The organism is Mesorhizobium sp. DxT (assembly GCF_058448885.1).
On the sequence record NZ_JBZFLJ010000014.1, the window covers coordinates 19,951 to 37,125 of the forward strand.

Consider the following 17,175-nt stretch of genomic DNA (forward strand, 5'->3'; position numbering starts at 1 on the left):
GTTTCGTCATGACCATGCGCCTTTCCAAGATCGTCATGTGCCTGTGCCTTGCGGCGTTCTGCTTTCTCGTCGCTTTCGGCAACATAACCGACTACGGCTCGAACTACGCGTTCGTACAGCACGTATTGAGCATGGACACGACCTTTCCCGGCAATGCACTGATGTATCGGGCGATCACCAATCGTGCGCTCTGGACGGCCGGCTACTGGCTGATCATCGCCGGGGAGGCGATTACCTGCATCCTGTTTCTGGTGGCTGCATGGCGTCTGTGGAGCGCGCGCAGCGGTACCGCCGCGCAATTCAACGGCGCCAAGGGTGGCGTGGCCCTGGCCGCCACGATGGGGTTCCTGGTCTGGTTCCTGGGTTTCATGGTCATAGGCGGCGAATGGTTCGCCATGTGGCAGTCGAGCACCTGGAACGGGCAGGACGCGGCCTTCAAGTTCTACGTCACCATCCTCGCCGTGCTGATCTACGTCAACCAGCCCGACGGTGAGCTGGCTTAGGCCGCAAGGGCCGGAACCGCTGAAAGGCGGGACAAAACATCAACTGAACCTTGACGTTCGCCGGACCGTTTCGCAAGCTGCTGCGGAAGGGTGAAGGCCGCTCGGCTTCCACCCTGTTTCTAACTGGTCCGGGGAGGGGTCTTTCGGACCGCAATCGAGGAAATCCGTGAAATGACCATACTTTATGTCGTCATTCTCTGCGGCGTCCTGTCTGTCGTCTATGCATTCTGGGCGACACAGTCGGTCCTTGCGGCCGATCAGGGCAATGCACGCATGCAGGAAATTGCAGGCGCGATCCGGGAGGGAGCGCAGGCCTATCTGAACCGCCAGTACACAACCATCGCCATTGTCGGCGTCGTCGTCTTCGTGCTCGCCTGGCTTTTGCTTTCGGGTGCGGCGGCCGTCGGCTTCCTGATCGGCGCCGTGCTCTCGGGCGCCGCCGGGTATATCGGCATGCACGTGTCCGTACGCGCCAATGTGCGCACCGCGCAGGCAGCGTCGAACAGCCTCGCAGCCGGCCTCGACGTCGCCTTCAAGGCAGGCGCCATCACCGGCATGCTGGTGGCCGGCCTCGCGCTGCTGGGCGTCGCGGTCTACTACTGGGTCCTGATCGGTCCCATGGGCTATTCGCCGGCGGACCGTGCGGTGATCGATGCGCTGGTCGCGCTCGGCTTCGGTGCGTCGCTGATCTCGATCTTCGCGCGTCTCGGCGGCGGCATCTTCACCAAGGGTGCTGATGTCGGCGGCGATCTCGTCGGCAAGGTGGAGGCAGGCATTCCCGAGGATGACCCGCGCAACCCGGCTACGATCGCCGACAACGTGGGCGACAATGTCGGCGACTGCGCCGGCATGGCGGCCGACCTTTTCGAGACCTATGCGGTGACCGTCGTCGCCACCATGGTTCTCGGCGCGATCTTCTTCGCCGGCACGGACGTGCTCGGCTCGGTCATGATCTATCCGCTCGCCATCTGTGCGGCCTGCATCATTACGTCGATCATCGGCACTTTCTTCGTCAAGCTCGGCGCCAATGGCTCGATCATGGGCGCGCTGTACAAGGGCCTCATCGTCACCGGCCTGCTGACCATCGTCGGCGTGGGCGCCGCGACTTCGCTGACCATCGGCTGGGGTTCGATCGGCACGGTCGCCGGGATGGACATCACCGGTTCGGCACTGTTCGCCTGCGGCGTAATCGGCTTGGTGGTCACCGGCCTGATCGTCGTGATTACCGAATACTACACCGGCACAGACAAGCGTCCCGTCAATTCAATCGCTCAGGCATCCGTGACAGGTCACGGCACCAACGTGATCCAGGGTCTTGCCGTTTCGCTGGAATCGACGGCGCTGCCGGCGATCGTCATCGTCGGCGGTATTCTCGCGACCTTCCAGCTTGCCGGCCTGTTCGGCACGGCGATCGCCGTGACGACCATGCTCGGCCTCGCCGGCATGATCGTGGCGCTGGACGCATTCGGCCCGGTCACCGACAACGCAGGCGGCATTGCCGAAATGTCGGGTCTGCCGCCGGAAGTGCGCCAGTCCACCGACGCGCTCGACGCCGTCGGCAACACGACCAAGGCCGTCACCAAGGGCTACGCGATCGGTTCGGCCGGTCTCGGCGCGCTGGTGCTGTTTGCGGCCTATTCCTACGACCTGGAGTTCTTTATCGCCAACAGCGAGACATACCCCTACTTCCAGGGCATGGAGAACGTCTCGTTCTCGCTCTCCAACCCGTACGTTGTGGCGGGCCTGATCTTCGGCGGCCTCATTCCCTACCTGTTCGGCGGCATCGCCATGACGGCGGTGGGTCGTGCGGCGGGCTCGATCGTGGAGGAGGTGCGCCGTCAGTTCCGCGAGGACCCCGGCATCATGGCTGGCACTTCCAAGCCGAACTACGCCCGTGCGGTCGACCTGCTGACGCGGGCGGCGATCAGGGAGATGATCCTGCCCTCGCTGCTGCCGGTTCTGGCGCCGCTCGTCGTCTATTTCGGCGTGCTGCTGATCTCGGGCTCAAAAGCGTCCGCGTTTGCAGCGCTGGGTGCAATGCTCCTCGGCGTGATCGTCAACGGCCTGTTCGTCGCCATCTCGATGACTTCGGGCGGCGGCGCATGGGACAACGCCAAGAAGTCGTTCGAGGACGGCTTCACGGACAAGGACGGCGTCAAGCACCTAAAGGGTTCGGAGGCGCACAAGGCTTCCGTGACCGGTGATACGGTCGGCGATCCCTACAAGGACACTGCCGGTCCGGCGGTAAACCCCGCCATCAAGATCACCAACATCATGGCGCTTCTGCTTCTGGCCGTTCTCGCGCACTGACGCGCCAGCCAGGGATCAAAAAGAAGGCCGCGGGAGTGATCCCGCGGCCTTCTTCGTTTCCGGAATTCGAAAGCGGCGACTACCTGACAGGGAAGGAGCTAGGACGTCCCGCTACGCCGGTCAGCATCTGGGCGATGAAGCTCTGGTCGCGACCGCCGGTCGGCGTCGTGCGCGTGATGAAGTCGAAGACCTTGCCGTCCTGCAGGCCATAATTGGCGAGATTGCTGACACGGCCGTCCTCGCCGAGATAGACGGCAAGCACGCGCTGGTCGGTCACACGCGGGTTCATGAAGGCAACGGGGCGCACGCGCGTCTGTGATATGTAGTAAAGCACTTCGTTGTCGAAGGTGGCGGTGGTGGAAGGCGTGCCGAGCGCCAGCAGCACCTGCTCGCGGCTGGAGCCCACCGGCACCATTTCCAGCGTTTCCTGGTCCACCACGTAGCCATGCGTCAGCGTTTCACTGGCCGACAACGCCCCTTCGGTGCTGCAGCCCGCCAGCAGCACCGATGTGCCAAGAACAACGAGCGCGGCATATGCAGGCCGGGTTGCGACCGCCGTCGAGAGCCGCGTTTTCGTCTTCATTTGCATGATAATCCTGTCCCCTGTGCGGCTTGCGCCGAGCGGCAAAAGCGGTAAACCAGCTTGCGCGTCGATGCAACCGCATCGCCACCGAAACCGGTTTCGAAAGCCCTTGCCATGTTCAAGTCCATCCTGAGCCTCGGTCGGCGTCCCAATCAGGTGATTACCGATGCCCTCTACGGCCAAATCGTGGCATCCGCACGGCAGCCGACTTTCTATTCCGAATGGGGCGTGTCGGATACGCCACTCGGGCGATTCGAGATGCTTTGCGTACACATGTTTCTGTTTCTCGACAGGGCAAAGGGCAGCGCCACGGCGCTCGGCGATGTCGCGCAGGACATGACGGACGAGTTCTTCAAGGATGTCGAGCATTCGCTGCGCGAACTGGGGATAGGCGATCTCAGCGTACCCAAGCGCATGAAGAAGCTCGCCAAGATGTTCTATGGCCGCGCGGAAGCCTATCGCGAGGCGCTGGCTGCGGGCGACACGGTTGCCCTGACGGCAGCACTCGCCCGCAATATCGGGCCTGAGCGCGAGGCCTGGCCGGAAGCCGCGCATATCGCGACCTATGTCGAGCGGTCCTCCGCGCTGCTTGCGACGCAGCCGGACGACGAACTGCTCGCAGGCCGGGTCGTCTTTCCAGATGCGGGGGAGGGAGCAGGTAAGGCATGAACGGCCAGACGAAAAGCCCGGTTTCATTCCCCGTCAACGTTGCGCGCCTGCCCAAGAAGGGCATGGAGGTCGTGATCGAGGCCGACGCGGAGCAGCGCGCCGCGCTCTCGGCTGCACATGACCTTAGCGCCGTCGAGCGGTTCACGGCCAGGCTGGAGGTCAATAGCTGGAAAAGGGGTGGCGTGAAGGTTGCAGGCCATGTTCGCGCCGACATCGTGCAGGCGTGCATCGTCACGCTCGACCCGGTCGCCGAAACCGTGGACGAGGAGGTCTCGGCACTGTTCCTGCCGGAGAACTCGAAGCTGATGGTGCCCAGGCGCTCGGCGGAGGGCGAGATTCTGCTCGATGCAGAGGGTGACGATGCGCCCGAGCCGTTTACGGGCGACACGGTCGATGTCGGCCAGCTTGCCGAGGAATTTTTCGCGCTGGGCATCAATCCCTATCCGCGCAAGGCGGGGGTGGCTGTGGAGCCTGCCGCCGACGGGTCCGAAGATGAAAAGCGCGGACCGCTTTATGAAAAGCTGCAGGCTCTGAAAAAGAAGCCTTGAGGCTCGTCAGCCGGCCTCTGCGGCCAGCGGGCTGCCGGTCAGCAGCTCGATGATGCGCCGGTTGACGGCATCTTCCGTGAATTCGCCCTGTCGGAAATGCGCATAGGCGGCTGAGCCGTGGCTGCGCAAAAGCGCCGGATCATCGAGATAATGCCGGATCGCTGCTTCCAGCCGGTCGGCCATGCCCGCCGGCGGTGACACCGGAATGATGGTACCGCTGACGCCGTCCTCGACGATATGGGTGCAGCCGGGCACGTCGCTCGCTATACTCGGCAGGCCGCTTGCCGCTGCCTCGATGAGAATGCGGGGAATACCCTCGCCATAGCGCGTAGGCAGGCAGACAAGATCGACGTCGCGCAAGAGCGAGGGCATGTCGCCGCTTTCGCCCAGAAAGCTGATAGACGGCTCTGCGGCAAGCTGCGCGGGCGAATAGCCGTCGGGGTCGTGCGGTTCGACCATGCCCGCGACAAGGAACTCCACTTTTCCCGTGCCCGAAAGGCGCCGTGCCACGTCCACAAAGGCGTCGAGGCCCTTCGCGCGCAGCAGGCGTGAGGCGAACAGCACGCGGACGGCGTCGCGCTTCTGCCGCGCTTCGCCCGGATGGAAGCGGGAGGGATCGACGCCAGCGCCGGCGATGGCCATCGATGTTTCGGGCCTGATGTAGCCGAGAGACAGCCAATGATCGCGGTCGGTCGGCGTCTCGAAAGTGAAAAAGACGTTTCTGCGCCGAGACAAGAAACGGATCACCGCACCGACAACCTTGCGTGTTGCACCCGCACCCGCGCCGTTGTGCTCGCTTCCTGGCGACATCAGCCGCCCGAGTCCGGGGATTGTGACGACGATGCGTTCAGGCCCGAGCCCGATGAGCCGTGCCGCGACCGACGCGAGGCCGGAAAATACCGCCGGCTTCAAGGTGATGAGCTGAACATAGCGGGGCCGGTTGACGGCGATCTCACGCAGGCTGGCAAAGAACAGCCGGAGATCGGAGACCGGGTGGAAGGTGAAGCGGTCGACCGGTACGTTGACGTGCCGCCATTGGCCCAGACGCTCTGAGGAAAGCGGCGGCCCGCCGACGAGCACCGTTACGTCGTGGCCGGCAGCAGCAAGCACATCGGCTACCTGCCGCCGATGGCGGAGAAAATACTCTCCATCGTTGCAGATGAAGGTCGTGCGAATGGGTTTCACCTTGATGCCGAAGTTCAGGAGGGAGGGCCTATCGTTTCGTCGCTGCATCCCTTATGTCACGCGGCGGGGCTGCGACAAGGGCTTGCGGCCAGCGGAGCGAAGATGGCCGGCACGCCGCCTCTACCGATCTCGATCATAATTCCGGCCTATGGAAGGCAGGATGCGCTTTTGCGTGCGCTGAGAAGTGTCGTGACCCAGGACGCGCCGCCAGCCGAGATCATCGTCGTGGACGATGGGTCGGAACCGCCAATCGACGTAAGCGGATGCGACACCGGGGCGGTCCCGTTGACCGTGCTGCGCCACGAAACGAATCGCGGTGCGGCAGCCGCGCGCAATACGGGCATGCGGGCGGCGAAGTCGGAGTGGATTTCGTTCCTGGACAGTGACGACCATCTGATGCCGTCGTCGCTCGCAAAGCGATGGGAGCTCATATCCGCGCAGACAGGCGAGGGGTTGACCGTGTTCGCGTGCGGATGGGTCGTTCAGGACAAGTCGGGCAGGGCACTCGGCACTCGGCTGCCGCGCGCGGCGAGCCGGCCGGACGAGTTCGCCTCCGGATGCTGGTTCTCGCCGGGCTCCTGTATCGTCATGAACAGGAAGGCGGTGCTCGACACCGGCATATGGCAGGACGAGGAACTGAACCGTTTCGAGGACCTGGACTGGTTTCTATCGCTTTCGCTGCGGGGCGCCACACTGCGGACCCTGCCTTTGATCGCGGTGGCGATCGAGCGGCACCGCAGCCAGTCACCTGAAAAAGTGGAGCGGACCGCTAGGGCCATCATGGACAAGTGGCGCCGGACCAGCTCCGACAGGCGATTGCTAAGACGGCTGCGCGCCTATCTCGACATTGAGTGCGCCGCAGCCAATCACTTTGCCGGACGCCGCTTTCGTGGGATGCTCTTCTGGGCCCGTTCGCTGCTCGCCGTACCGCGCCTGTCTCTGCACCTGTCGCCGGCGTGGGAGACTGACACTGAAACCCCGCAACGCTTCGTATCGGGGCCCAAAACGTCGTAGGCTGGCGCGCCGAGGCGCTGTAATCAATTGTGAACGCGCCCGCTTCACGCCATCTCGCTAAGAACATCTTTCAATGCGATGATCTACATATCGTCAGCCATTGATAAGGGCGCTGACGACAGTCAGCGAATATCGTGCTTTCGCCCGACCTCCCCGAGAGGAAGCATACATATGGGCAGTCGCATGAAGTGTGGCGGTATCTTTACGCCCGAACAAATTGATGAGCTGCGTGAGGAATTGAAGCGCGGCAATCGTCCCGATGAGTCCATGGACGAGCGGGAAGAGCGCGCCATCGAAATTCTCAATCGCCGGAATGTAGAGCGCGTCAACAATGAGGTGCGAATCCGGACGATGAGAGTTCGGCATCAACCAAAGAACGGTGTTCTGAAAGGCACGCCGCTCGCAAGCGATAGCCATCGCTTTCAGTAAGTCTGGGCTTCGAAGCGCCGGACTTTTCGGTGCTCTTTGTCACTTCTCCGCTTCGGGCGTGAAATAAGGCTTGCACGCCCACCGTCCAGTCTATAGGGCTTTGCGCGGTTCGGAGCGTAGCGCAGCCCGGTAGCGCACTTGACTGGGGGTCAAGGGGTCGTAGGTTCGAATCCTATCGCTCCGACCATTATTCTCTCCGAGGTGAATGCCGCTGCTACCCGGTCGCCCTCGCAAGCAAAGCCATCAACATCTCAATCGGCTCTAGCGCAGGCCAGCGCCGCGTAGTTCCACCAGTTCCTCCAGTGTCGCCTGCAGTGCCGCCGCGCGTGCGTCGGGCAGGAAGTGCCGCTTGCGAATATCCATCTGGCGGCGCGCTTCCGCCACGATGTCGGGATCGTGGATCACTTCGCGGATGCGCTGGCAGCACTCTTCCTCGCTCTCGTAGTAGAGCGGGTAGTAGTCGCCAAGCTGCTCGGTGCGCGTCAGCGTCTTGTAGGCGATCACCGGGACGCCGCACGCCATCGAGTCGAGCACCTTGCCAGAGCCGAGGAAGGCCGCGTCGTTGCCTTCGTCGGTTGCCGTCGCCACGCAGGCTTTAACCATCGCGGGCATCTTTTCGTAGGCGATGCGGGTGGTCTTGACGATGGTCGGGTCCAGCGGAATGCGCACCGTGCCGCCGACCACGAATTTTACCTGCGGCAGTTCCTTGATGATCCGCTTGTAGGCGCGCACGAACATGTAGGGGAAGGTGTTCGAATCGATGCGGCCGAAGAAGCCGATGGCCTTGGCGCCGGTGGTCTTCGCACGGGCCTCGATGAGCCGGGCGCGCGACGGCTCCTCCAGAAAGTACGGATCGATGGTCTGCTTGATATTGATGACGCGCTTGGGCGCGACGACATCGTCGCCATACCAGTCGCGCATCGGGCGGGTGAACATGTTCTCGTCGGAATAGGGGGTGAGCCCGCGCTCCCAGGCTTCGGTCGTAACCACCACGGCGTCGGCGGCGCGGAAGACATCTTCCACGTAAGGATAGGCCATCACGATCTTGGGGCTCGGCAGCTGCACGAACAGCTCCGGATTGTTGCGTACATAATAGAGGTCGTAACCGCCTTGCGGTACGACGATTTCCCTGTCCTCCAGCCCGTAGCCGGGAACGCCGGGCTGGAAGAGCTGGCCGTTGTAGTAGACGTCGGCGAAGCGGGAGAGGGCGGTCAGGAAGCGCGCTTCGTTGATCATATCGCCACCGGTTGCCGGCAACGTCCTGCGCGTCGTGTGGAGCGCGAATATCTTCAGTCTCTTGCGCACGCGTCTTCTCTTTCGCTTGTTCCGTTCTTCGGCGTCGGCACTAGAAAGCCTTATCTGGACGCAACCTGCCGTATGAAGTCCTGGAATTTCGGGAACACCGCCTCAATGTCGAATCGCGCCATGGCGTATGCCGCGGCCTCGCGGGACGCCTTCGCGAACGTCTCGGGCTCGGCCGATGCCTTCACGATCGCAACGGCCTCGTCGACGGTATCGAAACACGGGATCCCGGGATAGCCGGATTCAGGTGCGCCGTACTGCTTCACCATGGGCCACCGCCGCAGCACGGGCACGCAGCCCGTCGCCATGCCTTCCAGGACGGCCTCGTGTGTTCCCTCGCGCCAACTGCACGAGACGATGAAGCCGACATCCTGGAGCGCCGTGGCGACATCCGTCGTGTAGGGCATCACCTCGATAGCGGTTTCGAGCTTTGCCTCCCGAACGAAGGCCCAGAAGCGGTCGTAATAGGCACGCTCGGTTTCGTTGAGCGTTTCCGGCGACCATGGGTGCCCGTAGAGCCGAAGCTTCCACTGCGGATCGTCCTTGCGCAGACCCGCCAATATCTCGGCCGCCATCAGCGGGTGCTTGTTCAGATTGGCATAGCCGACCATGGCGAGCGTACGCGCCGCCTGCGACCCCTTGGGTCGGGCGAAATTCTCGAGCGGAATGAAATTAGGCAGGACGGTAGTCGCCAGATCGTGGCCGCCGAGGCGATATTGAAGATCGGTGAAGCGGCGAATGTGGTCGGCCACGAAGATCATGCCGTCGATGCCGCCAAAGTCGATGAAGAACGGCCACTGCGAGAACGCCTCGAAGCTGTGCAGGCGCACCACCAGCCTCTTGTCCGCCGGCAGGAACCGCGACAGCCAGATCGCGTGAGTGCCCGCCCATTCGCAAAGGACCACGTCGCACCAGTCGACAAGTTCTCCTAGCGTGGTGTCGTCGGCGATCGCCCGCTTCCAGACCTTTTCCTGTTTCAGGCCCATGCTTATGGGCGCGAAGAGCTCGTGGAGATGCTCCTTGGACCAATGCTGTTCCAGAAAGGCAAAGTCGAAGGTTCGAACCTCAAAGCCGGTGTCGTGGGTATCGACACGGTCTAGCAGGTTAACGAGAAACTGCCAGTTGTCGGAGGTCAGCACCAGCATACGTAGAGGTCTGTCGGCCGGTATTGTCGATGCGGCTGGCTTGCGGGTCGCTCTGCGTGCTTGCGCATCCTCTTCAAGCTTCTGCGCAAACGGCATAGCGTGCCAACGCGCCGCGAAGCGTTCCGGATCGCTGTTGTATGCGTTCGCGACCTCCGGAAGCAGAAGGGGTTGAGGATGGCTGGTCGGGATGCCGGCGCGCTGGCATTCCTGAGCGTAGCCCCTGAGGACGACTGCGATCGTGCGTCGCAGGGAAGGGGTGACGGCGGTCAGCCCCTGAACTTCTCGCCACAGCATTTCGATCGCGCGGTCCGGTTGGCCATCGGCGGCGCAGAGAAGCGCGTCCTGGAGGCGCACCGCAAGCGAATCCGGCATCGATTGGCGGCCTTCCGCAACGATCTTGCGGGCGAGCTCGAACTTCCCTGCAACGCGCAGATGTGCCATCGCCTCGTAGGCGTAACGTTCGACTGCAGGCTCCAGACGATGCATGGCAAGCCGCAGCATCGCCGAAGCCTCCCGCTCTCCCGCCTTTTCCAGCCTGAGTGAATTGGTAGCCAAGTTGGAGACGAGTGGCCTCAGCCAAGCCGACGCGGTCAAGAACTCCGCGGACGAGCGATCTGCATGTTCAATGGTTTCCGCCGCGCGCACCCAGTCGCCGCCAAGAATCATGTCAGTCAGTTCCGGCATCGCCTTCCTTGCTGCCGGGAAAGCGGCATTGCGGCCCAACGCCAGCCACATATTTCGCGGGCCCTTGTCCACCGAGCCGGCGATGGGAGCCGCCGCAAGTAGTCGAAATGGCGTCAATGCCAGACCGTGCTGGAGATCGTTGAATCCCGGCCGGTCCGAGCCGAAGCGCTCGATGAAACGTTTCTCCCAAGCCTCGTTCTGTCCCGTCACCGTCAGAGGCATCGCGATGAGGAGCCTGCCGTCTTCGATCAGCAGGTCGTTCAGAGCTCCACTATTGAGGAGTGGCCAATCCCATTCGTCCTGATCCGGAGCTGCCGTGATCAAGGCGTAGTCGCCGATTGTGGGCAGGGCGGACGACGAGAGATTTTCGACCCGATCGATCCGACTGCTTCTTTTCCACAGTCGGCCCGCAGGCGGGAAAAGTTCGGCCAGCGTTGCAGCCTGGCTTTCGCTCCTTGGTGCACCGATCATCAGCGCTTTTGTCCCGTCCGGTGGTGGAACAGGAAACAGTTGCTCTACAGCCCAGCGAAAAGTTGATTCGTCGGGCAGGCTAGCCGGCTCGACGCCAAAGCGCGTCAGCGAGTACTGCGCGACCGTACCCGTCTTCCATAGTACAAGCTCGACTTCGACCGAATCGACCGGACCGTCGACCTTGATCTCGCGCTTGAAGGCACCACGCTGGATAAATTTGAGAGGATAGAAATACGGACCGGCTCTTTCGGACCAGTTGAGCCCCTCGGCTTCGCCCTTGAAGTCTTCACCGGAGGCGAGCTTCAGGCGGACTTTAAGGACGAGGTCGTTCGGCTCGCCCTCGCCCTGGATGTCGATATGACCCGTGATCGCGAGACGGCCATTGTCTGGAATACATCTGCACGCGTAAGTCCAGCTTGACGCGCGTGAAATTCCAACCGGGGGATCCAGGACAAAGGTGACCGCGCCTGCTTGTGTCGATGCTTTCATGCTTTCGGCCAACTCCTCGGGCACAAGGCTTTCCCCTTAGGCGATCATCTTGCCCGAGGCAACGTGCGACACCGCTACAGTTGACACCATGTCGGCCCATGCGCGAAGTCGCCACCCGTCAGTGGAGTTTCAGATGACCCCGGAAGAAGAAGAGCAATATCTGCGGACCCATCCGGCATTTGCGCCGGTCGAGGATGATGCCACTCTGCCGCGGGTGCTTCTGGTCGGTGATTCGATCTCTGTCGGATACACGATACCTGTACGCGCGTTGCTTGCGGGACGGGCAAACCTCCACAGGGTTCCTGCCAATGCCGAAGGTACGGCCAAGAGCATCGGTTTGCTGGAAGGTTGGCTCGGCACGGCCAAATGGGACCTCATCGTCTTCAATTTCGGCCTCCACGACGTGCTGATATTGCGCGGCGAACCACGTATCTCGATGGGGCTTTATCTAGCCAGGCTTGGCGCCATGATCGACATGATGCAGGCGCAGGCACGTCGGCTGATCTGGGTAAGTTCGACGCCCGTCACGTCTGAATGCGAAAAGCACACGGCAACGCGATGGCAGACCGATCGCACACAGCCCTATCGTCGCAACAAGGACATCGTTCGCTACAACGCGGCTGCGCAACGCCTCATGGACCAACGGGGGATTCCTGTCGTCGACCTTTATACCTTTTCGCTTGCACGGCTCCACGAAATCCAGCTTCCACGCAACGTGCATTTCACCAACGACGGCTATGACGTACTCGCGCGCCCGGTTGCCGAGGCGATTTCGGATACGCTGTCCGAGCTTAAGGAAGAAGGCTAACGACAGCCGGAATAGCGGTCAGCCTCAGCGTACCTTGCGCAGCGCTTCAATAAAGCGATCGTGGGCAATCGCGAAGTTGCCACTCACGCGCTGGCCCGGCGGCACGTCATGCGTAACGACGGATCCAAGCGAGACGTGGCAGCGATCCCCGAGTGTCAGACCATTCGTGATCGTTACCTGCGGCCCGATCACCACGTGGTTGCCGATGCGCACTCGCCCGCCTATCCATCCCTGGCCGCCGATCCGCGTGTTTTCGCCAACCTCCGTGTCGTGCGAGACGACTACGTTGTGATCGATCACCGTCGCTTCGCCTATCGAGGTGAAGCCACCGAACGCCGTACGGGAAATCGAAACGCCCGGCAGAAGTTCGACGCCGTCGCCAAGCGTGACGCCGCCTGCCTGCGGCCGCAGAACCTGCCGCCCGCCGATCCTGACGATCTCGTAGGCGGCGGAGCCGACCACACAGCGCTCGCGAACTCCGACATTGTCCCCGATGATCGAGCGAGGATGAATTACTACGCCATGTGCGATGACGCAGCCGGCACCGATGCGCACGTCGCGAGGCGGGATAATGGCCGTCTCGGCAATGCTGCAGCCCGGTCCGATCTCTGTTTCGAAGCTTTCCCACAACAGGCCGGGTATTGCGCAGATGCGGGCGTGGAGCGCGGCATGCGCCTCGCCGGGCGTGTCCGACAGGGCAAGGCCGAGATTCGGCGGCACCAGATCGGCGAAAGCCTTGCTCGTGATGACTGCGGCAAACCGGCCTGATCGCCCCAACTCCTCGACGAAGGCCGCATCCGTCAGCGGCACTACCATCGAGTCGAGGCGCGTGGCGATCTTCGCGACATGGCGAAAGGATGCGTCACGAACAATTTCGTACCCGATCTCCGAGGCGAAATCGCTCAGGCGAACCGTTTTGGCCGCACTCATGTCAGCGCCTGCGTCGGATCGCGACGTCGTTATACATCATCGTCTGGAAGGCGAGGTAGACGAGTTCCCAATCGTTATCGATGCAGAATTCGTTGACCGCCCGCGCGACGCCGCAATGGCTCATGGAACTCGGCGACCAGGTTGCGTAGTCGTTGAAGACCAGGAAGCCGCCGTCCCGAACCTTCGGAGCAGCAGCCAGAATGTCGCGTTTGACACCTTCGTAGAGGTGATCGCCGTCGATATAGATCCAATCGAAATAGCCGTCCGGCATACCGCCGATCAATGCGGAGGAATCGCCCTCGTGAACCGTCACGATCCCACTAGACATACCTTGTTCCAGGTTCTCGGGCTTGATGCGGGAGACGTCTATCTCGAATATGTGCATCTCTTTGGGCGTGCAGGTATCGAGAAGGTAGCGGGCAAAGTTGCCTTCATCGGTGCCGATTTCCGCCACGACGGCGTTGGCCGGGAGCAACTTCACCATTTCCAGGCGATTCTGGATCAGACGGCAGGAGTCGATCAGCTTCTGGGGCAGTTCGCGGGTGCGGTCGAGATACTGGATCTTTCCCTGCTTTAGCGAACGCACGCTTTCCCCAAAGGCACGACGCTTTTCTTCAGCGTCCCTGAGCATCTTTTGCCGCGTCGGGCCAACGACCTTCAAGCGTGTCTCTCCTGCAGTTGTCGCTGCCTGCCTTGCCGCGGCAAGGTCAGCAGAAGCGCTCTGTCGCAAACAATGTCGGCGAAATCAAGCATAGCAGCAACCAGCGCCAGGCTCTGCGGTTTACTGACCGTTAATCTTGTTGGGTTCTATTATTGCGGCTTCCGTTACGGAAGCCACTGCGATGAGACGGACCCCGGCGGCGCAGAGCCCCCCAACGCGCCCCGGGCGCCGGCTCCCAGGTGACGATGCCTAGCGCACTTGGTCCAGAAGCCTCTTACATTCCAGCAGGTCGAAAAGCGCCTCCTGAAGCAGCGCCCGGTTGTCGCGTGATAGACGCCCTTCCTCGCCTGACGCTGAACCCTCGTCTTCGCCCTTGCCGAGGCCGAAGAAGCGCCGGCCGGGTTTCGCTTTCGGCTGCCCGACGAGCATCTCGTCATCGTTGCGCGGCCGCGCCGCGGATTGTTGCTCTTCCGCTTCCAGGGCTGCCTGCTTGCGCTGGGCGATGACCTCGACGGCGGCAAGGTCACCATTGCCGATCGCAACGAGAAACTGGTTGCCATTGTCTCGCAGCAATTTCTGCACGCCCTTGATCGTGTAGCCCTGGTCGTAGAGCATGTGGCGGATGCCCTTGATCAGGTCGACGTCCTGGGGGCGGTAGTAGCGTCGTCCACCGCCGCGCTTCATCGGCTTGATCTGCGTGAAGCGCGTCTCCCAGAAGCGCAGGACGTGCTGCGGCAGGTCCAGCAGTTCTGCGACCTCGCTGATGGTGCGGAAGGCGTCGGGGCTCTTGTCCATGGCAGTACGGGCTCCCATGCTGCGATTCGAGCGCCATTGCAGCGGTTTGGCCACTGGTTTTCAAGCGGCGTGCATTCTCTATGCGCAAGTTTTGTCGTGCACGGATCCGGACAATGTGACCGGGCTACTTTTCCCGCTTTGCCTTGGCGGTCTGGTGCGAGCGCAGGATACGCTGCTTGAGCACGTTCGAAGCCTTGAAGGTCATCACGCGGCGCGGAAGAATGGGCACTTCCTCGCCGGTCTTCGGGTTGCGGCCGACACGTTCGTTCTTGCCGCGGACGTGGAAGGTGGCAAACGAGGAAAGCTTCACGGTTTCGCCGCGCACAATCGCTTCGCAGATTTCGTCCAGCACCATTTCGACAAGTTGAGCGGATTCCGTGCGCGACAGCCCCACCTTGCGGTAAACGGCCTCCGCCAGGTCAGCGCGCGTAAGTGTCTTTCCCCCCATTGGGCTGTCCAACCGTGTCGAAATAACTGAAAATCCGCAATATTTCGAGACGTTAAGGAATTGGTCCAGCGAGGTCAAGGACTCTACCCGCAAACCCCATCGACTTGCCGGTTTGGTTGACGCGCGGTTTACCAGCGCAGCAAAACCGCACCCCAGGTGAAGCCGCCGCCCATGGCTTCGAGCAAGACGAGATCGCCCTGCTTGATGCGGCCGTCAGCCACGGCTGCACCCAGCGCCAGCGGAACCGAGGCCGCCGACGTGTTGCCGTGCAGGTGAACGGTGATGACGACCTTGTCCTCTGCGATGCCGAGCTTTTTTGCGGAGGCGTCGATGATGCGCTTGTTGGCCTGGTGCGGCACGAACCAGTCGAGATCGTCGGCGCTGACGCCGCCACGGGAGAGCGCGTCTTCCACCACATCGGTAATCATGCCGACGGCATGCTTGAAGACTTCCCGCCCTTCCATGCGCAGGTGCCCGACCGTCTGCGTGGTGGACGGCCCGCCATCGACGTAGAGCTTTTCGCGGTGGCTGCCGTCCGAGCGCAGGCTCGATGCGATGATGCCTCGATCCGTGAGGGCGCCTGCGCTCTCGACCGTCTCCAGCACCATTGCACCGGCGCCATCGCCGAACAGGACGCAGGTCGTGCGATCGGTCCAGTCAAGGAGGCGGGAGAACGTCTCAGACCCGATCACAAGAACGCGCCGCGCCATGCCGGCGCGGATATGCGCATCCGCGGCAGTCACCGCATAGACAAAACCGCTACAGACCGCCTGCATGTCGAACGCGAAGCCGTGGCTCATGCCCAGCCGTTCCTGGATTTCGACGGAAGTGGCCGGAAACGTGTTGTTGGGCGTCGACGTCGCCAGAATGATCAGGTCGATGTCATCGGGCGTCAGGCCGGCATTGGCCAGCGCGGCGCGCGCGGCTGCTTCGCCCAGCGATGCAGTCGTTTCATCTTCGGCCGCGATATGGCGCTGGGTGATGCCGGTGCGCTGGACAATCCACTCGTCGGAGGTGTCGACGAGGGTTTCGAATTCCGCATTCTTCATGATGCGGCGCGGCAGGGCGGTCCCCACGCCGCGCACTACGGATCTGATCATTCCTGCTTGCCCTATTCTTCGCTGGCGGAATCGTCCTGCGCCGCGCCCCGTTTTTCCGGCATCCGGCCGTGGAAAGATTCCAACTCGCGGCGAATCCCGTCGATGAGGCGACTGCGCCCCATGTCATAGCCGAGTTCCACCGCCGCCGCGAAGCCTTCGTCGTCGGTCCCGCCGTGGCTTTTCACCACAATGCCGTTGAGGCCCAGGAAGACGCCGCCATTGATCTTGCGAACATCCATCTTCTCACGCAGTCGGTTGAACGCGTCGCGCGCGAACACGTAGCCGATCTTCGACATAAGCGTCCGACTCATCGCCGCGCGCAGATATTCGCCGATCTGTTTTGCCGTGCCTTCGGCTGTCTTCAGCGCAATATTGCCGGCGAACCCCTCGGTAACGACGACGTCGACCGAGCCGAGGCCGATATCGTCGCCTTCGACAAAGCCGTGGTAGTCCATGGTCTTGAGGTTGGATTCGCGCAGCAGGCGTCCGGCTTCCTTGACTTCTTCCTGTCCCTTGATCTCTTCGACGCCGACATTGAGCAGACCGACGGACGGTCGCTCGATGGCGAATATGGCGCGCGCCATGGCAGAGCCGAGGATCGCAAAGTCGATGAGCTGATGGGCATCGGCGCCGATCGTCGCGCCGACATCGAGCACCACGCTTTCACCGCGCACGGTTGGCCAGATCGCCGCAATGGCAGGGCGTTCGATCGACACCATGGTGCGCAGGCAGAATTTGGACATTGCCATCAACGCGCCTGTATTGCCCGCGGAAACGCAGACATCGGCATCGTCGTTCTTGACCGCCTCGATTGCCTTCCACATGGACGACTTCCAGCGGCCCTGGCGTAGGGCCTGGCTTGGCTTGTCGTCCATGCGCACGGCGATCTCGCAATGCGTGAACTCGCTGACACCGGCAACGCGGGGGAATTTTGCGAGCAATGGCCGGACGAGGTCGTCGCGCCCGAAGATCAGGAAGCGCACGTCGGGGCGGCGTTCGGCCACCTTGTCCAGGCCGGGGATGACGACCTCTGGCCCGTGGTCTCCACCCATTGCGTCAATGGCGATGCGTATCAATCGGCAATCGTTTCTTCTGGTCCCG

At 62.3% G+C, this 17,175-nt stretch carries 17 protein-coding genes and 1 tRNA gene; 8 read left to right on the top strand and 10 right to left on the bottom strand.

Going from position 1 to position 17,175, the window contains the following annotated elements:
• The first annotated feature begins 8 nt into the window (after nt 1-8).
• Nucleotides 9-503, top strand: a complete 495-nt coding sequence (locus ACVJNE_RS21730; protein WP_499568873.1) for a DUF2165 family protein — start codon at nt 9-11, stop codon at nt 501-503.
• 171 nt (nt 504-674) lie between these two features.
• Nucleotides 675-2,813 carry a sodium-translocating pyrophosphatase gene (locus ACVJNE_RS21735; protein ID WP_499568874.1) on the top strand — a complete coding sequence of 713 codons (2,139 nt, stop codon included), beginning with the start codon at nt 675-677 and terminating at the stop codon, nt 2,811-2,813.
• Between the two features lie 79 nt (nt 2,814-2,892).
• Here the strand turns inward: ACVJNE_RS21735 and ACVJNE_RS21740 are convergent, their stop codons facing one another.
• Complete coding sequence (locus tag ACVJNE_RS21740; RefSeq protein WP_499568875.1) at nt 2,893-3,402, bottom strand: outer membrane protein assembly factor BamE; 510 nt, start codon at nt 3,400-3,402, stop codon at nt 2,893-2,895.
• Between the two features lie 108 nt (nt 3,403-3,510).
• Here ACVJNE_RS21740 and ACVJNE_RS21745 point away from each other — a divergent pair, with 108 nt between their 5' ends.
• Both ACVJNE_RS21745 and ACVJNE_RS21750 read left to right on the top strand, forming a co-directional pair.
• Nucleotides 3,511-4,065 (top strand): ubiquinol-cytochrome C chaperone family protein, encoded by a 555-nt coding sequence (locus ACVJNE_RS21745; protein WP_499568876.1) that lies wholly within the window; start codon nt 3,511-3,513, stop codon nt 4,063-4,065.
• Nucleotides 4,062-4,613 carry a YceD family protein gene (locus tag ACVJNE_RS21750; protein WP_499568877.1) on the top strand — a complete coding sequence of 184 codons (552 nt, stop codon included), beginning with the start codon at nt 4,062-4,064 and terminating at the stop codon, nt 4,611-4,613. Before ACVJNE_RS21745 ends, ACVJNE_RS21750 begins: the two co-directional genes overlap by 4 nt.
• Before the next feature lie 6 nt (nt 4,614-4,619).
• Here ACVJNE_RS21750 and ACVJNE_RS21755 read toward each other — a convergent pair whose 3' ends face one another.
• Nucleotides 4,620-5,846, bottom strand: a complete 1,227-nt coding sequence (locus ACVJNE_RS21755; RefSeq protein WP_499568878.1) for a glycosyltransferase — start codon at nt 5,844-5,846, stop codon at nt 4,620-4,622.
• A 54-nt stretch (nt 5,847-5,900) separates the two neighbouring features.
• On the opposite strand from ACVJNE_RS21755, the gene ACVJNE_RS21760 reads away from it, so the two are divergent.
• From ACVJNE_RS21760 to ACVJNE_RS21770, 3 genes are all read left to right on the top strand, one after another.
• Entirely contained in the window at nt 5,901-6,812 is a 912-nt protein-coding gene (locus ACVJNE_RS21760) for a glycosyltransferase family 2 protein (protein WP_499568879.1), read from the top strand.
• A 171-nt stretch (nt 6,813-6,983) separates the two neighbouring features.
• Nucleotides 6,984-7,241: a hypothetical protein gene (locus ACVJNE_RS21765; protein WP_444725423.1), complete on the top strand. Its 258-nt coding sequence runs from the start codon at nt 6,984-6,986 to the stop codon at nt 7,239-7,241.
• 110 nt (nt 7,242-7,351) lie between these two features.
• Nucleotides 7,352-7,428 (top strand) — tRNA-Pro (locus ACVJNE_RS21770).
• Nucleotides 7,429-7,502: 74 nt separating this feature from the next.
• Here ACVJNE_RS21770 and ACVJNE_RS21775 read toward each other — a convergent pair.
• Together ACVJNE_RS21775 and ACVJNE_RS21780 are read right to left on the bottom strand one after the other, a co-directional pair.
• A complete protein-coding gene (locus ACVJNE_RS21775; protein WP_499568880.1) occupies nt 7,503-8,546 on the bottom strand; it encodes a glycosyltransferase family protein in 1,044 nt (347 codons plus the stop codon).
• A 50-nt stretch (nt 8,547-8,596) separates the two neighbouring features.
• Complete coding sequence (locus ACVJNE_RS21780) at nt 8,597-11,332, bottom strand: glycosyltransferase family protein (protein WP_499568881.1); 2,736 nt, start codon at nt 11,330-11,332, stop codon at nt 8,597-8,599.
• A gap of 133 nt (nt 11,333-11,465) precedes the next feature.
• Between ACVJNE_RS21780 and ACVJNE_RS21785 the strand changes: the two genes are divergently transcribed.
• Entirely contained in the window at nt 11,466-12,140 is a 675-nt protein-coding gene (locus tag ACVJNE_RS21785) for an SGNH/GDSL hydrolase family protein (RefSeq protein ID WP_499568882.1), read from the top strand.
• Between the two features lie 24 nt (nt 12,141-12,164).
• Here the strand turns inward: ACVJNE_RS21785 and ACVJNE_RS21790 are convergent, their stop codons facing one another.
• From ACVJNE_RS21790 to plsX, 6 genes are all read right to left on the bottom strand, one after another.
• Nucleotides 12,165-13,070, bottom strand: coding sequence for an LbetaH domain-containing protein (locus tag ACVJNE_RS21790; RefSeq protein ID WP_499568883.1), 906 nt, complete (start codon nt 13,068-13,070; stop codon nt 12,165-12,167).
• Between the two features lies 1 nt (nt 13,071).
• A complete protein-coding gene (locus tag ACVJNE_RS21795) occupies nt 13,072-13,731 on the bottom strand; it encodes a class I SAM-dependent methyltransferase (protein WP_499568884.1) in 660 nt (219 codons plus the stop codon).
• Nucleotides 13,732-13,980: 249 nt separating this feature from the next.
• The gene (locus tag ACVJNE_RS21800; RefSeq protein WP_173190800.1) at nt 13,981-14,526 is read right to left on the bottom strand and encodes a MerR family transcriptional regulator; all 546 of its coding nucleotides are present in this window, start codon (nt 14,524-14,526) and stop codon (nt 13,981-13,983) included.
• Nucleotides 14,527-14,650: 124 nt separating this feature from the next.
• Complete coding sequence (locus ACVJNE_RS21805; RefSeq protein WP_421929708.1) at nt 14,651-14,974, bottom strand: integration host factor subunit alpha; 324 nt, start codon at nt 14,972-14,974, stop codon at nt 14,651-14,653.
• A 128-nt stretch (nt 14,975-15,102) separates the two neighbouring features.
• A complete protein-coding gene (locus ACVJNE_RS21810) occupies nt 15,103-16,074 on the bottom strand; it encodes a beta-ketoacyl-ACP synthase III (protein ID WP_499568885.1) in 972 nt (323 codons plus the stop codon).
• A gap of 11 nt (nt 16,075-16,085) precedes the next feature.
• The gene (gene plsX / locus ACVJNE_RS21815) at nt 16,086-17,150 is read right to left on the bottom strand and encodes a phosphate acyltransferase PlsX (protein ID WP_173190804.1); all 1,065 of its coding nucleotides are present in this window, start codon (nt 17,148-17,150) and stop codon (nt 16,086-16,088) included.
• Nucleotides 17,151-17,175 lie beyond the last annotated feature (25 nt).

Bases quoted from the DNA above. Each gene is read 5' to 3' on its own strand.
- ACVJNE_RS21740 (WP_499568875.1), bottom strand. From the start codon at position 3,402: ATGCAAATGAAGACGAAAACGCGGCTCTCGACGGCGGTCGCAACCCGG.
- ACVJNE_RS21785 (WP_499568882.1), top strand. From the start codon at position 11,466: ATGACCCCGGAAGAAGAAGAGCAATATCTGCGGACCCATCCGGCATTT.
- ACVJNE_RS21780 (WP_499568881.1), bottom strand. From the start codon at position 11,332: ATGAAAGCATCGACACAAGCAGGCGCGGTCACCTTTGTCCTGGATCCC.
- ACVJNE_RS21760 (WP_499568879.1), top strand. From the start codon at position 5,901: ATGGCCGGCACGCCGCCTCTACCGATCTCGATCATAATTCCGGCCTAT.
- ACVJNE_RS21810 (WP_499568885.1), bottom strand. From the start codon at position 16,074: ATGATCAGATCCGTAGTGCGCGGCGTGGGGACCGCCCTGCCGCGCCGC.
- ACVJNE_RS21765 (WP_444725423.1), top strand. From the start codon at position 6,984: ATGGGCAGTCGCATGAAGTGTGGCGGTATCTTTACGCCCGAACAAATT.
- ACVJNE_RS21730 (WP_499568873.1), top strand. From the start codon at position 9: ATGACCATGCGCCTTTCCAAGATCGTCATGTGCCTGTGCCTTGCGGCG.
- ACVJNE_RS21755 (WP_499568878.1), bottom strand. From the start codon at position 5,846: ATGCAGCGACGAAACGATAGGCCCTCCCTCCTGAACTTCGGCATCAAG.
- ACVJNE_RS21800 (WP_173190800.1), bottom strand. From the start codon at position 14,526: ATGGACAAGAGCCCCGACGCCTTCCGCACCATCAGCGAGGTCGCAGAA.
- ACVJNE_RS21745 (WP_499568876.1), top strand. From the start codon at position 3,511: ATGTTCAAGTCCATCCTGAGCCTCGGTCGGCGTCCCAATCAGGTGATT.
- ACVJNE_RS21805 (WP_421929708.1), bottom strand. From the start codon at position 14,974: ATGGGGGGAAAGACACTTACGCGCGCTGACCTGGCGGAGGCCGTTTAC.
- ACVJNE_RS21750 (WP_499568877.1), top strand. From the start codon at position 4,062: ATGAACGGCCAGACGAAAAGCCCGGTTTCATTCCCCGTCAACGTTGCG.
- ACVJNE_RS21790 (WP_499568883.1), bottom strand. From the start codon at position 13,070: ATGAGTGCGGCCAAAACGGTTCGCCTGAGCGATTTCGCCTCGGAGATC.
- ACVJNE_RS21735 (WP_499568874.1), top strand. From the start codon at position 675: ATGACCATACTTTATGTCGTCATTCTCTGCGGCGTCCTGTCTGTCGTC.